Origin of the sequence: Streptacidiphilus neutrinimicus, assembly GCF_000787815.1 — a bacterium.
GTDB lineage: Bacteria > Actinomycetota > Actinomycetes > Streptomycetales > Streptomycetaceae > Streptacidiphilus > Streptacidiphilus neutrinimicus.
This window is the reverse complement of record NZ_BBPO01000120.1, coordinates 1-14285: the sequence shown is the minus strand read 5'-3', so window position 1 is coordinate 14285 and position 14285 is coordinate 1. Positions and strand designations below refer to the sequence as shown.

The 14285-nt window shown below is 72.8% G+C and carries 13 protein-coding genes and 1 pseudogene; 10 read left to right on the top strand and 4 right to left on the bottom strand.

What is annotated here, in order from left to right:
* The first annotated feature begins 92 nt into the window (after positions 1-92).
* The 3 genes from TR48_RS36310 to TR48_RS36300 all read left to right on the top strand — a co-directional run bounded on the left by TR48_RS36310 (position 93) and on the right by TR48_RS36300 (position 3230).
* A complete protein-coding gene (locus TR48_RS36310; RefSeq protein ID WP_042374867.1) occupies positions 93-1001 on the top strand; it encodes a DMT family transporter in 909 nt (302 codons plus the stop codon).
* A gap of 115 nt (positions 1002-1116) precedes the next feature.
* Positions 1117-1986 carry an LLM class F420-dependent oxidoreductase gene (locus tag TR48_RS36305; RefSeq protein WP_042374865.1) on the top strand — a complete coding sequence of 290 codons (870 nt, stop codon included), beginning with the start codon at positions 1117-1119 and terminating at the stop codon, positions 1984-1986.
* 272 nt (positions 1987-2258) lie between these two features.
* Complete coding sequence (locus TR48_RS36300; RefSeq protein WP_042374863.1) at positions 2259-3230, top strand: helix-turn-helix transcriptional regulator; 972 nt, start codon at positions 2259-2261, stop codon at positions 3228-3230.
* Between the two features lie 79 nt (positions 3231-3309).
* Here TR48_RS36300 and gcvH read toward each other — a convergent pair whose 3' ends face one another.
* A complete protein-coding gene (gene gcvH / locus TR48_RS36295) occupies positions 3310-3690 on the bottom strand; it encodes a glycine cleavage system protein GcvH (RefSeq protein ID WP_042374862.1) in 381 nt (126 codons plus the stop codon).
* A gap of 593 nt (positions 3691-4283) precedes the next feature.
* Between gcvH and TR48_RS36290 the strand changes: the two genes are divergently transcribed.
* The gene (locus tag TR48_RS36290) at positions 4284-5798 is read left to right on the top strand and encodes an LCP family protein (RefSeq protein WP_042374860.1); all 1515 of its coding nucleotides are present in this window, start codon (positions 4284-4286) and stop codon (positions 5796-5798) included.
* Between the two features lie 143 nt (positions 5799-5941).
* Here the strand turns inward: TR48_RS36290 and TR48_RS39535 are convergent, their stop codons facing one another.
* Positions 5942-6478, bottom strand: a complete 537-nt coding sequence (locus TR48_RS39535) for a GVDTG sorting domain-containing protein (protein WP_052443337.1) — start codon at positions 6476-6478, stop codon at positions 5942-5944.
* Between the two features lie 208 nt (positions 6479-6686).
* Here TR48_RS39535 and TR48_RS36280 point away from each other — a divergent pair, with 208 nt between their 5' ends.
* A complete protein-coding gene (locus tag TR48_RS36280; RefSeq protein WP_042374859.1) occupies positions 6687-7433 on the top strand; it encodes an SOS response-associated peptidase in 747 nt (248 codons plus the stop codon).
* A gap of 7 nt (positions 7434-7440) precedes the next feature.
* On the opposite strand, the gene TR48_RS36275 is transcribed toward TR48_RS36280, so the two are convergent.
* Positions 7441-9375 carry a S9 family peptidase gene (locus TR48_RS36275; protein WP_236652489.1) on the bottom strand — a complete coding sequence of 645 codons (1935 nt, stop codon included), beginning with the start codon at positions 9373-9375 and terminating at the stop codon, positions 7441-7443.
* Positions 9376-9537: 162 nt separating this feature from the next.
* Here TR48_RS36275 and TR48_RS39530 point away from each other — a divergent pair, with 162 nt between their 5' ends.
* From TR48_RS39530 to TR48_RS36250, 5 genes are all read left to right on the top strand, one after another.
* On the top strand, positions 9538-10365 hold the full coding sequence (locus TR48_RS39530; RefSeq protein ID WP_084730053.1) for a DUF4232 domain-containing protein: 828 nt from the start codon (positions 9538-9540) through the stop codon (positions 10363-10365).
* A gap of 131 nt (positions 10366-10496) precedes the next feature.
* Complete coding sequence (locus tag TR48_RS36265; protein ID WP_042374858.1) at positions 10497-11297, top strand: DUF2127 domain-containing protein; 801 nt, start codon at positions 10497-10499, stop codon at positions 11295-11297.
* A gap of 353 nt (positions 11298-11650) precedes the next feature.
* Entirely contained in the window at positions 11651-12025 is a 375-nt protein-coding gene (locus tag TR48_RS36260) for a hypothetical protein (RefSeq protein WP_042374857.1), read from the top strand.
* Between the two features lie 17 nt (positions 12026-12042).
* On the top strand, positions 12043-12567 hold the full coding sequence (locus TR48_RS36255; RefSeq protein ID WP_152628377.1) for a hypothetical protein: 525 nt from the start codon (positions 12043-12045) through the stop codon (positions 12565-12567).
* Positions 12568-12691: 124 nt separating this feature from the next.
* Positions 12692-13102 carry an SgcJ/EcaC family oxidoreductase gene (locus tag TR48_RS36250; RefSeq protein WP_042374855.1) on the top strand — a complete coding sequence of 137 codons (411 nt, stop codon included), beginning with the start codon at positions 12692-12694 and terminating at the stop codon, positions 13100-13102.
* A gap of 95 nt (positions 13103-13197) precedes the next feature.
* On the opposite strand, the pseudogene TR48_RS43975 reads toward TR48_RS36250, so the two are convergent.
* Positions 13198-14285, bottom strand: a pseudogene (locus TR48_RS43975) (hypothetical protein); the annotation flags it as partial.

Genomic DNA, 14285 nt, shown 5'->3' with positions numbered 1-14285 from the left:
GGGTGCCGGGCCCGGTCCGGTCACCGACGGCGGTCGACGGCGGTAGACGCGGGCATCCGGGGGCATCCGAAGGCAGGAGGGCATGATCAGCGATGCTGAGTGCGCTGCTGGCCGTCGTGGCCGCCATGGCCAACGGCCTGGCCTCGGTGCTGCAGCGCAAGGAAGCCCGGGAGCGTCCGGAGAGCGAGAGTCTCAGCTGGCGGCTGATCTGGAGCCTGCTGCACCGCCCGGTGTGGTTCGGCGGCATCGCCGCCCTCACCGCCGGGTTCCTGCTTCAGGCGACGGCGCTGAGCAACGGGCGGATCTCGGTCGTCGAGTCGTTGATGGTCCTGGACCTTCCGGTCGCGCTGGTGCTGTCCTCGGTCCTGCTCGGCGGCCGACTGCGGGCGCGTGAGTGGTGGACCGCTGCGGCGATGGCCGGTGGACTGGCCGGGCTGCTGCTCGCGCTGTCGCCGTCCAAGGGCTCCGACGCGGGTGTCCCCGGTGCGATCTGGGCGGCGGCCGTGGGAGCCAACCTGCTGCTGGTCGCCGCCGGGGTCTCGTGGGCGCGGCTGCTGCCGGAGGGGGCGCGGAAGGCGGCCGTGCTGGGTGCCACGACCAGCTGCGGATTCGGACTGACCGCGGCCCTCATGGCGGGCGCGACCGCCGACGCCTCCCGGAGCATCGGCACGGTCTTCACGAGCTGGCAGCTCTACGCCATGGTCGCGGTGGGCACCGGGTCGCTCTTCCTGATGCAGTCGGCGGTGCAGGCGGGGAGCCTGCTCGCCGCGCAGCCGGGGCTCTCCCTCGGCGATCCGGTGATCTCGATCCTCTGGGGAACGCTCGTCTTCAAGGAGACGGTGCGCGGCGGGCTCTTCATCGTCGCGGCCGTCGCGGCCGCAGCGGTCGTGGGAGCCGCGGTCGTCGTGCTGGCCCGTTCGCCGCTGCTGGCCGATGAGACCGATCAGTCCGAGCGCACGCAGGGGACCGGGGAGAAGGTGGATGAGGTGGAGAAGTCCTGACGCGCTCTCGGCTGTTCGCCCGTTCAGGCGGCTTTCGCGAGTTGCTCGCGCGGGGGCGTCGCGTCACCCGGGGCGGGGTGCGTGCCCGGCCTAGGGTGAGGCCGGGAGGTGGCGGATGCGGGTAGGTCTGCACGCGCTCGGCATCGGTGACGGAGCCCGGCCGGAGGTGATCCGGGCCGTGGCCACGGCCGCGGAGGCGCAGGGCTTCGCCAGGCTCTGGTGCGGGGAGCACGTCGTGCTCGTGGACGCGCCGGCCTCGCGGTACCCCTACTCCGCGGACGGCCGGATCGCCGTGCCCGCCGACGCGGACTGGCTCGACCCGCTGCTCGCCCTGGGCTTCGCCGCGGCCGTCACCAGCCGGATCGAGCTCGCCACCGGGGTGCTGCTGCTGCCGGAGCACCATCCGGTCGTCGTGGCCAAGCAGGCGGCCACGCTCGACGTGCTGTCGGCGGGCCGGTTCAGTCTCGGTGTCGGGGCGGGGTGGTCGGCCGAGGAGTTCGCCGCGCTCGGCGTCCCCTTCGCTGGACGCGGGCGTCGGACCGACGAGTACCTCGCGGCGATGCGCACCCTCTGGTCCGAGGACCCGGCCTCCTTCGCGGGGGAGTTCACCCGCTTCGAGGCGATCCGGGTGAACCCGAAGCCGCTGCGCGGCGGCAGGCTCCCGGTGCTGGCCGGTGGCAACAGCGACACCGCGCTGCGCCGCGCGGCCACGCTCGCCGACGGCTGGTACGGCTTCAACGTCGCTCTGGCCGAGGTTCCCGGACGCGTCGCCGTCCTTGCGGACGAGTGCGCCCGCATCGGCCGCGCTCTCGACGAGCTCACGGTCGCCGTGGCCCTGACCGACGGCGCTCCTGAGCACCTTCCGGAACTCGCCGCGGCCGGAGTCACCGAACTCGTCGTCGTCGCCGCGCCGCCCTCCGCGCCCGACAAGGCGGCCGCCTGGGTCGCCGAACTCGCCCGGACCTGGGTGCGTACGCCCCGGTAACCAGGCGTTTCGTCGTCCGCCGAGGTGAGGGGTTTCCGCCAGATCTCGCGGCGCCGGCCCGGTGGCGCAGGGTGGACGTGCCGTCCGGTGAGATAAGACGCGCGAGGTGGTCGACGCCGCCGACCATCCGACCCTGATGGCCCGCTGCGGCCTCTACCGCGAGCTCGTCGCCGCCCAGACCACGGCGGAGATCGACGCGAGACCCGCCCCCTCGCACTGACGACGAGCGTTCACTGACATCGTCTGTCAGGAGAGTCGGATAGGTTTTCGACATGCGCGCCAGCCGACTCGTCTCCCTGCTGCTTCTGCTCCAGAACCGCGGCCGGATGACCGCCGCCGACCTCGCCGCCGAGCTCGAGGTCTCGGTCCGCACGATCTACCGGGACGTGGAGTCGCTGGCCGCCTCGGGGGTCCCGGTCTACGGGGAGCCGGGCCACGACGGCGGCTACGCCCTCGTCGACGGCTACCGCACCCGTCTGACGGGGCTCACCGCCCACGAGGCGGAGGCCCTGTTCCTCGCCGGGCTGCCCGGGCCGGCGGCCGAGCTGGGCCTCGGCTCGGTCCTGACGGCGGCCGAGCTCAAGTTGGAGGCGGCCCTGCCGCATGAGCTGCGGCGGCAGGCCAGGCGCGTCCGTGAGCGCTTCCACCTCGACGCGCCCGGCTGGTACCGCGAGGCCGACCACGTGCCGCACCTGCCCGCCGTCGCGGCGGCGGTGTGGCAGCGGCGCGCGGTCCACGTGCGCTACCGGCGCTGGTACGCGCCGGAGATCGTGGAACGGCGCCTCGAACCCCACGGGATCGTGCTCAAGGCCGGCCGCTGGTACGCGGTGGCGACCGCGGGCGGCCCCGAACCCCGCGTCTACCGGATCAGCCAGATCCAGGAACTCCGGGCGCTCGACGAGGAGTTCACCGTCCCCGCCGACTTCGACCTGGCCGCGTACTGGCAGGCGCACACCGTCCGGCTCCAGGAACGCCTCTGGCAGGGCCGGGCCGAGATCCGCGTCTCGCCCGCAGGTGTCGAGCGGCTGCGTGAGACCGCGACCCAGGCCGTCATCGACGCCGTCGACGCGGGCGAGGACGACCCGCCGACCGGGTGGCGCCGCGCCTCCATCCCGATCGAGAGCTTGACCCACGCGGAGGGCGAACTCCTGAAGCTGGGCCCCCAGGTGGAGGTCCTGAGCCCGCCCGCCCTCCGCGCCCGCCTCACCGCCGCCGCCCGCGCGCTCGCCGCCCTCTACGGCTGATGATCACATCGGCCCGGCCGGCCCCGGGCGGGTTCCCGGCACGCGGACCGGCACCCCGGCGCGGCGGGAGGCACCCGGTCTACTCGTCGCCGCAGTAGGCGTCGTACTTCTCGGCCGTCATGAGCTCGTCGAGTTCCTTGGCATTGCTGACCTCGATCTTGATCAGCCAGGCCTCGTACGCGTCGCCGTTGATGTCCTCGGGCATGTCGTTGAGATCCTGGTTCACGGCGGTGATCTTGCCGCTGACCGGTGCGTACACCTCGGTCACGGCCTTCACCGACTCCACGGTGCCGAACGCCTTGCCGCGGTCGATCTGCTGGCCGACCTCGGGCAGTTCGACGAAGACGATGTCGCCGAGCTGCTTCTGGGCGAAGTCGGTGATGCCCACGGTGGCGGACTTGCCGTCCAGCAGCACCCACTCGTGGTCGCGGGTGTACGTGAGATTCTTGGGGGTCGTCATGGCTGGAAATCTGTCAGCCGCGCCGTCGGACCGCTCGGCGCGGCGGGCGTGTTGGGCAGACAACCACCCGGAAGGGTGTCCGCAACGTCCCTGCCCGGAGTGGCGCTGCGCTTACGGAACGTTTCGCCACCAGGTGCAAGGCGTTTCACACCTTGGGGCCGTTCTGGGCGGCGCTGCTCATCTGGTTAGATCACCGCATGACGGACTGGTCCCAGCTCCAAGAAGCCCATGGCACGGCGCGCGACGTTCCGGGTGTGCTCGTGCAGGCAGGTGCGCTTCAGGCGGTGCCCCAGTGGCACGCGCCGAGGATTCTCGACTGACCGACGCAACCGGCAGCGCCGTGCTGTCGTGACTGACCGTGGGGGCGCTCAGGCCCGCCGCCCCGTTGTCCAGCCGTGGCCTGACGGACCATCCCTCCAAGGAGTTCCCCTTCTATGACCTCCCCCGAAGACACCTGGAGCCCGAGCCCGGCCGTCCCCGCTCGCGGCCCTGCACCCGTCCCGTTTCCCGGTGACGGCCCTGGCCCGTTTCCCGGGGAGGGCCCGAGCCGCAGGCGCAAGCAGAAGCCACGGCGGCGGGCGAAACGAATAGCCATGGGCGCCAGTGCCTTCGTGATCCTGGTCGCGGCGGCGGGATGCGCCTGGATCTACCAGCTGAACAGCAACATCAAGCACAGCGCCCTGGACAGCGGGTCCCAGCCGCAGAAGGGTGCGGTGATCCCGGGGGCGTTGAACGTCCTGGTCATCGGCTCCGACACCCGCAACAGCGCCGCGGACAGCGGCCTCGGCGGGTCGGACGACTCGCTGCCGCACGCCGACGTCGAGATGCTGGTGCACGTCTCCGCGGACCACCAGAACGCCACGGTGATGAGCATCCCGCGCGACACCGACGTGCAGATGCCGTCCTGCACCGCGCCGAGTGGGAAGACCTACAGCTTCCCCACGCACAGCCAGATCACCAACAGTCTGAACTACGGCCCCGGTTGCACGGTCGCCGCGGTCAACGCCCTCACCGGCGTGCACATCGACCACTTCATGATGGTGGACTTCTCGGGCGTGGTGAGCATGTCCGACGCCGTCGGCGGCGTCCAGGTCTGCGTCACCCACAACGTCTACGACCCGGGCTCGCACCTCAAGCTGTCCGCCGGCACGCACACCCTGGAGGGCGACGGCGCCCTGGCGTTCCTGCGCTCGCGCCACGCGTTCGGCGGTTCCAGCGACGTCGACCGCACCGCGGCCCAGCACATCTTCCTGAGCGCGCTCATCCACAAGATGAAGAGCGCCAGCACCCTCGCCGACCCCACGAACGTGTTCAACCTCGCCGAGGCGGCCTCCAAGGCGTTCGCCGTCGACGACGGTCTCGCCGGGGCGACCCATCTGGTCAGCCTGGCCGACACGCTGGGGGGCGTCCCGAGCAGCCATATCACCTTCGTCACCATGCCCTCCGCGCCGGACCCCCACAACCCCAACGCCTGGCTGGTGCCGGCCTCGAACGCACAGCAGCTCTTCAACGCGATCGCCAACGACCAGTCGCTGACGCCGGGCGGCCAGTCGTCCAAGCCGTCGGCCGGCGCCTCAGCCTCCGCCTCCGGCGCGCAGACGGTGGACCCGTCCACGGTCGAGGTCCACGTGTTCAACGGCACCGGGATCACCGGCCGCGCGGCGGCGGTGCAGAGCGAGCTGGTCGGCAAGGGGTACACGAACTCCGTCGTCGAGCAGAACCCGATGTCGGTGGGTGCGAGCAAGGTGGAGTACTCCACGGCCGATCCGAAGTACAAGGCCGAGGCCAAGCAGGTCGCCGCGGCCCTGGGCCTGCCCTCCTCGTCCCTCACCACGGAACCGGGCCTCACCACCGTGCACGTGGTGGTCGGCCCCGACCTGAAGGCCGGTTCCTCCGCGCCGGGCCCGAAGCCCTCGGCGAACATCGGGCAGGCTACCGTGGGCGCTCACGCCGAGAACGCGGGCGACGCGGTGCAGTGCGCCCAGGCCAGCTCCTTCCCCCTCGGCGGCCTCCCGGCCTCGGCCGCCGCCTACCAGGGTCTGACCGTCGAGCAGGCCTACGCCAAGGCCACCAAGGAGGGCATCCCGGACTCCGACAAGACCCACTGACGGGAGGACGCCCCGCCCAGTTCGGCTCGGCCCGGCCCGGCCCTGCCCGGCCCGGCTCGACGCCGACGACGTGTGGGCTCTGTCACGGTTCCGCGGCGTAGCCGCACCAGGGGGGCGGCTACGCCGCGGGCATACCGGACGGCTCAGCGGCCGGAGCGCAGCTTGCGGCGCAGGGCGAAGGCGCCGCCGCCGGCCAGGGCCACCAGAGCGGCGCCGGCGCCGGTCTCGGTGCTGTCGATGCCCTGGGAGGTCGAGCCCACGCCGGTCCGGACCGGGCCCACGGGAGTCGCGGGGGTCGTGGGCGTGGTGCCGGTCGCGACGACGAACGTCGTGGTCGCCGAGAAGCTGCCGCAGGAGGCGGTCACCGTGTAGGTCCCGGCCGCGACGTTGGCGATCGTCGGGAAGCCCTGGAGGGTCGGCCGGTCCGCGGAGGCCTGCAGCGTGGCGGTCGCGGTGAACGCGCTGGAGGTCGCGGTTCCGCTGGTGACGCCGGACGCGCAGTTGGACAGGACGACGTCCGCCTGGTCACCGGGCATGAGCGGGCCGGCGACCGGCCCGTTGTTGGTCTCCTTCATGACGGTGACCGAGACGTTGGACTGCGCGTGCGCGGCGGGGGCGAGCGCCCCCAGGGCGAACGCCCCGGACGCGAGAACACACAGACCTATCCGTGAAGTACGCACTTTCGTTCCTCTTCTGCTGTTGGCTGCGGGACGTCCCCGCGGAGGAGCCACAGGGTCGACCCTGTGGTCCGCTGCGACCGGGCAGCCACAGATGCTGCTCCGCCAGGGGGGAATTCCGGCTCAACAGGAGGAATCCGGGGCCGGTTCGGCGTGGAACAGCTCAGCCCGCCGCGGGCGTGCCTGCCCGTGGGCGTGGCAAGCTGGCGGCATGTGCGGTCGTTACGCGTCGTCCCGTAAGCCCGAGGACCTGGTCGAGGTGTTCCAGGTCGACCGGTGGAACCCGACCGAGACGCTGGCGCCCTCGTGGAACGTCGCGCCGACCGACGACGTGTGGGCGGTGCTGGAGCGGGCCGACCGGGAGACCGGGGAGCTGGGGCGGGAGCTGCGGCCGCTGCGCTGGGGGCTGGTCCCGTCCTGGGCCAAGGACCTGTCGGTCGGGTCCCGGATGATCAACGCCCGGCTGGAGACCGTGCACGAGAAGCCCGCCTACCGCCGGGCCTTCGCCAAGCGCCGCTGCCTCCTGCCCGCCGACGGTTTCTACGAGTGGACGGCGGTGCCCGCGACCGAGGACCGCAAGGCCTACAAGCAGCCCTGGTTCATCACCCCAGAGGACGGCACCCCGATGGCGATGGCCGGGCTGTACGAGTGGTGGCGGGACAAGGCCCGGGACGAGGACGACCCGCTGGCCTGGTGGGCGACCTGCACCATCATCACCACCGAGGCCACTGACGCCGCCGGACGGGTGCACCCGCGCATGCCGCTGGCCATCGCACCCGCCGACTTCGAGGCCTGGCTCGACCCCGCCCACCAGGACCCGGACGAGCTCCGAGCGCTGCTCACCGAGCCCGCCGCCGGACACCTCGGCGCCCGGCAGGTCTCCCTGGCCGTCAACAACGTCCGCAACAACGGCCCCCACCTGCTCGACCCGCCCGACCAGCCGGCCCCCGGCGGGTGAAGCCTCCTCAACTCCGCGGCGCGTCACCGCCGCCGGGGGAGTGGTCGGGCGAGCCACCTGGGGAGCGGTGGACGTGGCGGGCGAGGAAGTCCGCGGTACGGCGCAGGATGTCGAGCTGGTGGTCCCGCCGGGCGATGTAGTGGCCCCCGCCCGGGTACACGGCGACCTCGTGCGGGACGCCGTGGTGGCTCAGCGCCCGCTGGAGGTACCGGGCCTGCGAGAGCGGGACGTTGGTGTCCTGCTCCCCGTGCACGATCAGCACGGGCGTGGTGATCCTGGAGGCGTAGGAGATCGGGCTGACCGCGTCATGGGGGTGCGGGCCCGGGCCCTCCCAGCCGGTGGAGCCGCACAGGGCCGCCTCCTGGGCGCCGAGCTCGCCGTGGGCGATCTGCAGCCCCCAGTCCGCGATGCCGGCGCCGACGATCGCGGCACGGAAGCGGTCGGTGCGGGTGACGGCCCAGGCGGCCATGAAGCCGCCGTGGCTCCAGCCGCTGACGGACAGGCCCTCGGGGTCGGCGACGCCCTCGGCGACCAGCAGGTCGACGGCGGCCATGGTGTCCGTGAACTCCGCCCCGCCGATCGCGCCGGCCACCCTGGCGGCGAAGGCGTGGCCGTGTCCCTGGCTGCCGCGCGGGTTCGGCAGCAGGACCGCGTGGCCGTTGGCGGCGAGCCACTGGGGCGACAGGTAGAAGTTGAACTGGAGCATGTCGACGTACCGCTCGTAGGGGCCGCCGTGGACCATGACGTGCAGCGGGAACGGGCCGTCGGCCCGCGTCCGGCCCGGAGGCAGGACGAGCAGGCCGTCGAGGTCCAGGCCGTCGGCCGCGCGCCAGCGCAGGCGCTCCTGCGCGCCCCACGCCACCGCGCGGTAGTGCGGCCGGGTGTCGCTGAGCCGCCTCGGCGGTTCGCCGAGGCGGCACGCGTACACGTCGTAGGGAGCGTAGGAGGTGCTCAGGCGCAGTGCGACGACGTCGCCGCTCCGCTCGACGGCCAGCCCGTCCGCGCTGCCCGCGAAGGCGGTGAGCCGCTCGAACCGGCCGGAGGCGGGGTCGAGGCGGTACAGGGCGCTGTCGAGGCCCTCGGCGAAGAGCGCGAGCGGCGGCCCGGCGGCGGTCTGGAGCAGCTCCGTCGGGCAGGCGTCCATCCCCTCGGTGAGGTTGCGGTGCGCGACGGGAGCCCCGCCGGCCGCCGGCACCGGGGCGTCGAGCACCGCGAGGCCGCCGACCAGGCCGGGAGGGGTGACGGCGAGGTAGGACACGTGCCAGGCGGCGTCGGCGTCCTGCCACCACGCGGGTGACCCGGCCTCGTACGCGGCGGGTCCGAGATCCGTCGCCGTGCGGGTGCGGACGTCGACGACGTGCAGTCGCGCGGTCCGCGCTCCCGGCTCCTCGTCCGGCACCTCCCAGCTGACGACGGCGAGGGCCTCGCCGTCGGGGCGGGGCTCGACGGCGACGACGTGACGGTCGCCGAGCGCCTCCAGACGCTGCGGTGCGCCGTCACCGGGCGCGAGCGTCCACAGCGCGTCGCCCGGTCGGGCGTCGCACCAGAGGATGACGTCGTTCTCCCCGTCCTCGCCCTGCTGCGCCCCGACCAGGACGAGCGTTCCGTCGGGCAGGCCGTGGTGGTCCACGATCTCCCCGTCCCAGTGGAGGAGCTCCGTCCGGTCGCCGCCGTCCACACCGATCCGTTCGAGCCGGTCGCCGGCCAGGAACAGCACCGCCGACGAGTCGGCGGTCCACCGCGGGGTCCGCGCCGGCTCCTTCCCGTCGGTCAGCTGCCTCGGCTGCTGCCCGCCGTCGACGGGGGCCAGCCACAGGGCGCTGCGGCCGGGGCCGCCCGAGGTGACCGGTTGAACGACGTAGACCACCCAGCGCCCGTCCGGCGCCACCGCCACCTGCGAGGGCGACCAGCCGTCCACCATCAGTTCCGGCGTCAACTCCACCCGAGCGTCCCCCCTTTGGGTCACACCGCGTCGGCCGCGGGTGCCCGCCGAGCCTAGCCGCTGCGGGCCGTCTCGGATTTTTCTTTTCCTTTACAACCCGGGCGCAGGCGGCGTCGTCTCTCCCGCTGATCCGAGTGATCCACTTACCCCGGAGAGGACCGCATGAAGACACGGATGAGGCAGGCGGCGGCAGTCGCCGCGACGGCCACGGCCTGCGCCACGCTGCTGGTGGGCGTCGGCTCGGGCAGCGCCCTCGCGCAGGGCGCGCGCCCGCTCGCCGGCTGTTCCACAGCCGCCCTCAAGGTCGCCCTGCACCCCGACGAGAACCAGGCGGGCGTCGGCAACTTCGGTGAGGACCTGGTCTTCACCAACGCCTCCCACCAGACCTGCACCGTCTACGGCTACCCGGGCCTGGGCCTGCTGGGCGCCCGGCACGGCGCGCTGCCGATCAAGGTCGTCTGGGGCTCCACCTATTTCGTCCACGACCCGGGCCGGCACACCGTCGTTCTGAAGCCGGGGCAGTCCGCGTGGGCCGACGTGGCCTGGAACGCGCCGTACGGCGTGAAGTCGGTGACCCCCTCCTACCTGGAGGTCACCCCGCCCAACCAGCGGACCCACGTGACGCTCCGCTTCGCACCCGGCCCGATCGACGACGGGGCGCTGCACGTCACCGCGCTCGCCGCGGTGCCGGCCCCGCCGCGCAGCCCGATCCACGTCTCGGTGGAGAGGTTCACCAACCGCGGCCCGGTGCCGGGCAGCCTGCGGCCCGGGGACACGGCGGACGTCGTCGTCTCCGGCTGCGGCAAGGACACCCGCGGCACGGCCGCCTCCGCCGCGTTCGTCGGCGGCTCGGCCGGCCTGGTGCCGTCCGCGGACCGGCCCACCCTCCAGGGCTTCCCGAAGATCGCCAAGAGGCCCGGCGCCTACCAGGTCGTGGTGCGCTGTCCGGGCGTCGCGACGCCCGGCACCACCACGGTGACCGTCGCCTGACCCCGCTCCGGTCGCCACCGGTCTCGGCCGCAGCCGGTGGCGACCGGGCGATTTCCTCGCGCCCAGGGCGCGAGACGGCGACGGACCGGGTAGAGGCCCTGGACCCGGGCGCGGACGAAGGGGCGTGGATCATGGCGCGGCACCGTTTCAACTTCGAGCTGCTCACCTGCGCCTCGAGCGGGCACGTCCACGCCGCCCCGGCCGACGTCGACGAGCGAACCGGCCCGCTGCTGGTACGCCGGACGGAGGACGGGCTGCGCTGGCAGCGCTGCCTGCGCTGTGACGCGTGGATCCCGTCCAGGGTCCCGCCGGAGCACGAGGACGCCGCCGAGCCGGGATCGGAGATCGTCATCCCCGAACGCGGACGGGCACTGCGCGACCGGTACGTGCTGCGGCTGATCGCGCTCGACCGGTTGCTGCACTTTCTGCTGCTCGGCGCGGCCGCGGTGGTCGTGCTGCTGTTCACGGCGGACCGGAAACGCCTGTCCACGCCGTTCTACCGCGTGGTGGACGCGCTGCAGAACGGCGTCGGCGGGGTGGGCGCGCGGCCGGGCACGGGGATCGCGGGCGAACTGGAGAAGGCCTTCCAGGCCTCGTCCTCGAAGCTGTGGCTCCTCGGCGCGGCCCTGGCGGCGTACGCGCTGCTGGAGGGGGTAGAGGCGGTCGGCCTGTGGCTGGCCCGCCGGTGGGCGGAGTACCTGACGTTCGTCGCCACCACGATCCTGCTGGTCCCCGAGGTGTGGGAGCTGACCAGTCGGGTGACGGTCTTCAAGATCGTCGCCCTGGTGGTCAACATCGCCGTCGTGGTCTACCTGCTGCACAACAAGCGCCTGTTCGGGCTGCGCGGCGGCCTGCGCGCGCAACAGCGCGAGCAGCAGGAGGACATGAGCTGGGAGGCGCTGGAGCGCGCCTTCCCGGGACCACACGCATGACGACGCGCACGACGACAGGCCGCCCGGGCGCGCGCCGATCGTGATGGCGGTGCTGTCCACCAAGCACGACTCCGCCGCTGCCGCCGACGAGCCGTTGGTCGCCGGGCTGCTGGCGCAGGCATTCGCCTGACTACCCTGCGCGCGGGGCTGGTTGGCGGCACACTGGCATGGGGCGGGCGCCGCCGACCGGACTGACGGCGCTTCAAACATGATGTGGAGTACGAACCGAAGCACGTGGCTCGTCTTTTGGCAAGTTCTTCCTGGCATATGCCGATGGCAAGTATACTGCCGATCAGGTGATCACCTTGATGCACCGTCACTTGTCCATGATCTGACAGAAATGGGTCGCACGTATGGCTAGCCTGGACATCGCCCTGAAGAACGCCTTGGCCATCGAGGGCGCCATCGGCGTGGCTCTCGTCGACTACAACAGCGGCATGGCCCTCGGCACGCTGGGCAGCAGCGCCGAGCTGGACCTCAACGTCGCGGCCGCGGGCAACACCGAGGTGGTGCGGGCGAAGCTGCGGACCATGGAGATGCTCAACCTGCACCACGAGGCCATCGAGGACATCCTGATCACCCTGTCCGGGCAGTACCACCTGATCCGCCCGCTCACCCAGAAGGGCAGCGAGGGCCACTTCCTCTACCTCGCCCTGGACCGCCACCGCGCCAACCTGGCGCTGGCCCGGCTGCGGTTGCGCCAGATCGAGGACGAGCTCGCCCTCTGAGCGACGGCCGCAGGCTCGTGGGAACCTCGGTAGTGCTGTGGCGGCCCAAAGCGACGGTGACCGCCCTCGCCTCGATGGGCGACGCCCTGGAGTGCGCCCTCGGCATACCCGGTGCGGTCGGGGCGGTCCTGGGCGACCTGTCCGACGCCGCGCCCCTGTTCGGGCAGAGCCCCGCCATGCCGACGGGCTTCGCCCTCGCCTCGGCCAGCTCCGCTCTCGCCTACGCCCGGCGCAGCGTGGGGGAGGGGGAGACGCCGGACGAGATCATGATCACCGGAGCCACCTTCTCGATCCTTCAACAGGTCGCGGGCCTGCCGGACGGGCGTCACCTGTTCGCGCAGGTGACCCTGCTGCGCGAGCACGCCAACCCCGCCCTGGCCCATATGGAGCTGCGGCGCATCCTGCAGCACCTGCCCACCCTGCTCCCGCCGAGCGACCTCCCCCGCCGCGCCCGCAGCTCACCCGCGTTCGCCGCCCACCCGTCCGAGAGCGTTCCGGTCTCCCTGCTGGAGCGGGTCCTCGAACGTCTGCGCGCGCTGTGAGAAAGGCTCCCGGGAAAGCCCTGAGAAAGTCGCCCCAGCCGCGATGAGTCCCGGCCCCGCCGCCGGTATGTACTGACGAGTTCGCCGGACTGCCCCGGACGAACCGCTCACAAGGGAGAGTGCGATGTCAGACAACCGTGCGGGGGACGAGGCCGCGATCTCGGCCGTCCTGGTCGACTCCTACAAGGCGTGGGAGGCCGGGGACGCCGAGGCCATGGTCGCCGACTACACCGAGGACGCGACCGCCATCATGGCCGGCTCGCTGCGCGACAGCCGCGAGGTGATCCGCGAGAACATGGCCCTGGCCTTCGCGGGGCCGCTGAAGGACAGCTCCACCTACAACAGGCGGCTGAGCCTGCGCTTCGTGGGCGGCGACGCCGCGATCGTCGTCAGCGAGTCCGGCATCCTGTTCGCCGGCGAGACCGAGGTCCCGGACGCCCGGAAGGTGAACGCGACCTGGGTCCTGGAGAAGCGGGACGGCCGGTGGCTGATCGCCGCCTACCACAACAGCCCCGTGCTGGCGCCCGGGCACTGAACCGTCCGACGACGAGCACCGCCGCCGCGGTGCTCGTCGTCATTCGTTCATTCGTTCATTCGCCCGGCCGGTCGCCCGGCCGGTCGGTGCGTCCGTCAGGCGGAGGCCCAGCTGGGGCTCTCGGCGATGGCGGTCAGCTGGGCTACGGAGAGCACCGGGGTGGGCCGGGTCCGGACGCCGGAGGGGCCGACGCTGTTCAGCGCGACGACGGTGACCACGGAGTGCCCCCGGAACACGGCCACCCAGGACTGCTCGGCGCCCTTGGCCCGACCCGGGACCTCCTTGACGCCGAGCCAGCCCCCGCCCGGCAGGGCCGTCGCGTGCGGGTAGGCCGCGTGGAACCGGCCCGCCAGCAGGGCGGCCGAGCCGGAGCTCTCGACCGTGCTGTAGACGCTGCCCCGTCCGTGCGCGTCGGCGAGCACCACCGTGTTGCCCGGCGCGGGGAACATGCTGCCCGCGGCCCCCGAGATGGTGAACCCGGCCGGGAGCAGCCGGTAGAAGATCGCGCCGATCCCGTCCGGGCCGAACGGGGTGTCGAGGTTGCTGGGCTGCGCGCCGGAGGCCGGGATGGCGTCGATGACGTGCGCCCACACGGGGCTGGTGGCGGCGGCCTGCAGCTGGGCCAGCGTCAGCGGCGGGTTGACCCGGGTCGCCGGAGACTTGTCGTGGACGGAGTTGGACTCCTGCAGCACGACCCGGCCGCCGTCAGGGCGGGCGTAGGTGGCGGTCCAGATCCGCTCCCAGCCGCCCTGCGGGTTCGGGAAGTCCTGCCGGGTCAGGTTGACCACGGCGCCGCCCGCGAGGCGGACGACGGTGCAGTGCCGGTCGCGGCCCGTCGGCTCCGTGGTCGTGCAGGTGAACGGCGCCTGGTGCCGGTCGGGCCGGTTCCAGCGGGTGACGTCCACCCAGATGCCCGAGGGGCCGTGCCCGTCGTTGTACTCGACCCAGGCGGTCGGCTCGAACAGGCCGTCGCCGTACGGGCTCGGCAGGCCCTTGTCGAGGAGGCCCCGGCCGGTGCCGTCGCTGGTCCGGCCCGTCGAGGGCAGCACGTGGGTGAGCAGGCCGATCATCTGCTGGGCGGTGACAGTGCGGCCTGCGGCGCTGTGCCCCGGATGCGCGGCGGGCCGGGCGCCGGTCGCCGCGTCGGCCGTCGCGCCGGGCAGTATCGCGCCCGCCGTGGCGA

What these genes read in the sequence shown, in the direction of transcription:
- TR48_RS36260 (WP_042374857.1), top strand. Translation starts at nt 11,651, where the DNA reads ATGGCTAGCCTGGACATCGCCCTGAAGAACGCCTTGGCCATCGAGGGC.
- TR48_RS36300 (WP_042374863.1), top strand. Translation starts at nt 2,259, where the DNA reads ATGCGCGCCAGCCGACTCGTCTCCCTGCTGCTTCTGCTCCAGAACCGC.
- TR48_RS36250 (WP_042374855.1), top strand. Translation starts at nt 12,692, where the DNA reads ATGTCAGACAACCGTGCGGGGGACGAGGCCGCGATCTCGGCCGTCCTG.
- gcvH (WP_042374862.1), bottom strand. Translation starts at nt 3,690, where the DNA reads ATGACGACCCCCAAGAATCTCACGTACACCCGCGACCACGAGTGGGTG.
- TR48_RS39530 (WP_084730053.1), top strand. Translation starts at nt 9,538, where the DNA reads ATGAAGACACGGATGAGGCAGGCGGCGGCAGTCGCCGCGACGGCCACG.
- TR48_RS36265 (WP_042374858.1), top strand. Translation starts at nt 10,497, where the DNA reads ATGGCGCGGCACCGTTTCAACTTCGAGCTGCTCACCTGCGCCTCGAGC.
- TR48_RS36310 (WP_042374867.1), top strand. Translation starts at nt 93, where the DNA reads ATGCTGAGTGCGCTGCTGGCCGTCGTGGCCGCCATGGCCAACGGCCTG.
- TR48_RS36305 (WP_042374865.1), top strand. Translation starts at nt 1,117, where the DNA reads ATGCGGGTAGGTCTGCACGCGCTCGGCATCGGTGACGGAGCCCGGCCG.
- TR48_RS36290 (WP_042374860.1), top strand. Translation starts at nt 4,284, where the DNA reads ATGGGCGCCAGTGCCTTCGTGATCCTGGTCGCGGCGGCGGGATGCGCC.
- TR48_RS36280 (WP_042374859.1), top strand. Translation starts at nt 6,687, where the DNA reads ATGTGCGGTCGTTACGCGTCGTCCCGTAAGCCCGAGGACCTGGTCGAG.